Source organism: Rothia sp. HMSC065G12 (genome assembly GCF_001811455.1).
Taxonomy (GTDB): domain Bacteria; phylum Actinomycetota; class Actinomycetes; order Actinomycetales; family Micrococcaceae; genus Rothia; species Rothia dentocariosa.
Window position 1 is genome coordinate 1 of the sequence record NZ_KV804806.1, and the last position, 2,396, is coordinate 2,396.

1 protein-coding gene is annotated in these 2,396 nt (G+C 50.1%); it reads left to right on the forward strand.

Annotated elements, in window-relative coordinates; translation table 11 throughout:
• The first annotated feature begins 367 nt into the window (after positions 1-367).
• Positions 368-2,287 carry a tetracycline resistance ribosomal protection protein Tet(W) gene (gene tet(W) / locus HMPREF2804_RS02305; RefSeq protein ID WP_002586627.1) on the forward strand — a complete coding sequence of 640 codons (1,920 nt, stop codon included), beginning with the start codon at positions 368-370 and terminating at the stop codon, positions 2,285-2,287.
• Positions 2,288-2,396: the final 109 nt, after the last annotated feature.

Here is a 2,396-nt window from a genome sequence, read left to right on the forward strand (position 1 = left end):
CCCACAACACCTACACCCTCAAATGCGAAGAGCCCTTTTAGGTACTTGCTTTCCTAAAACTGATGTGATACAATGATTTAATCCAGAAAAGGAGTAAAAAATATGCGGCAAGGTATTCTTAAATAAAACTATAATCAAATAGTGGGAACAAAGGATTATGATAGCTCCTTTTGTAGGGGCTTAGTTTTTTGTACCCAATTTAAGAATACTTTTGCCTTATCAATTTTGACATATCCCCAAAAACAGCAATCACAAACAGGTGTATGCTGTATATGTGTATGTCCGCAACTTATAATCCCCAGTGGTAAAAGTATTTTACTGCTGGGGATTTTTATGCCCTTTGGGGCTGTAAAGGGAGGACAATCACATGAAAATAATCAATATTGGAATTCTTGCCCATGTAGACGCTGGAAAGACGACCTTGACGGAGAGCCTGCTATATGCCAGCGGAGCCATTTCAGAACCGGGGAGCGTCGAAAAAGGGACAACGAGGACGGACACCATGTTTTTGGAGCGGCAGCGTGGGATTACCATTCAAGCGGCAGTCACTTCCTTCCAGTGGCACAGATGTAAAGTTAACATTGTGGATACGCCCGGCCACATGGATTTTTTGGCGGAGGTGTACCGCTCTTTGGCTGTTTTAGATGGGGCCATCTTGGTGATCTCCGCTAAAGATGGCGTGCAGGCCCAGACCCGTATTCTGTTCCATGCCCTGCGGAAAATGAACATTCCCACCGTTATCTTTATCAACAAGATCGACCAGGCTGGCGTTGATTTGCAGAGCGTGGTTCAGTCTGTTCGGGATAAGCTCTCCGCCGATATTATCATCAAGCAGACGGTGTCGCTGTCCCCGGAAATAGTCCTGGAGGAAAATACCGACATAGAAGCATGGGATGCGGTCATCGAAAATAACGATGAATTATTGGAAAAGTATATCGCAGGAGAACCAATCAGCCGGGAAAAACTTGCGCGGGAGGAACAGCAGCGGGTTCAAGACGCCTCCCTGTTCCCAGTCTATCATGGCAGCGCCAAAAATGGCCTTGGCATTCAACCGTTGATGGATGCGGTGACAGGGCTGTTCCAACCGATTGGGGAACAGGGGGGCGCCGCCCTATGCGGCAGCGTTTTCAAGGTTGAGTACACCGATTGCGGCCAGCGGCGTGTCTATCTACGGTTATACAGTGGAACGCTGCGCCTGCGGGATACGGTGGCCCTGGCCGGGAGAGAAAAGCTGAAAATCACAGAGATGCGTATTCCATCCAAAGGGGAAATTGTTCGGACAGACACCGCTTATCAGGGTGAAATTGTTATCCTTCCCAGCGACAGCGTGAGGTTAAACGATGTATTAGGGGACCAAACCCGGCTCCCTCGTAAAAGGTGGCGCGAGGACCCCCTCCCCATGCTGCGGACGACGATTGCGCCGAAAACGGCAGCGCAAAGAGAACGGCTGCTGGACGCTCTTACGCAACTTGCGGATACTGACCCGCTTTTGCGTTGCGAAGTGGATTCCATCACCCATGAGATCATTCTTTCTTTTTTGGGCCGGGTGCAGTTGGAGGTTGTTTCCGCTTTGCTGTCGGAAAAATACAAGCTTGAAACAGTGGTAAAGGAACCCTCCGTCATTTATATGGAGCGGCCGCTCAAAGCAGCCAGCCACACCATCCATATCGAGGTGCCGCCCAACCCGTTTTGGGCATCCATAGGACTGTCTGTTACACCACTCTCGCTTGGCTCCGGTGTACAATACGAGAGCCGGGTTTCGCTGGGATACTTGAACCAGAGTTTTCAAAACGCTGTCAGGGATGGTATCCGTTACGGGCTGGAGCAGGGCTTGTTCGGCTGGAACGTAACGGACTGTAAGATTTGCTTTGAATACGGGCTTTATTACAGTCCGGTCAGCACGCCGGCGGACTTCCGCTCATTGGCCCCGATTGTATTGGAACAGGCATTGAAGGAATCGGGGACGCAGCTGCTGGAACCTTATCTCTCCTTCATCCTCTATGCGCCCCAGGAATACCTTTCCAGGGCTTATCATGATGCACCGAAATACTGTGCCACCATCGAAACGGCCCAGGTAAAAAAGGATGAAGTTGTCTTTACTGGCGAGATTCCCGCCCGCTGTATACAGGCATACCGTACTGATCTGGCCTTTTACACCAACGGGCGGAGCGTATGCCTTACAGAGCTGAAAGGATATCAGGCCGCTGTCGGTCAGCCGGTCATCCAGCCCCGCCGTCCAAACAGCCGCCTGGACAAGGTGCGCCATATGTTTCAGAAGGTAATGTAAAGATACATAATCGTCAAGACGGCAACAATCAGAAGTTATGGAGGGTAACAATGGAATATAGTAAGGAAGATTTAATGGCTCTTCGCATTTGAGGGTGTAGGTGTTGTGG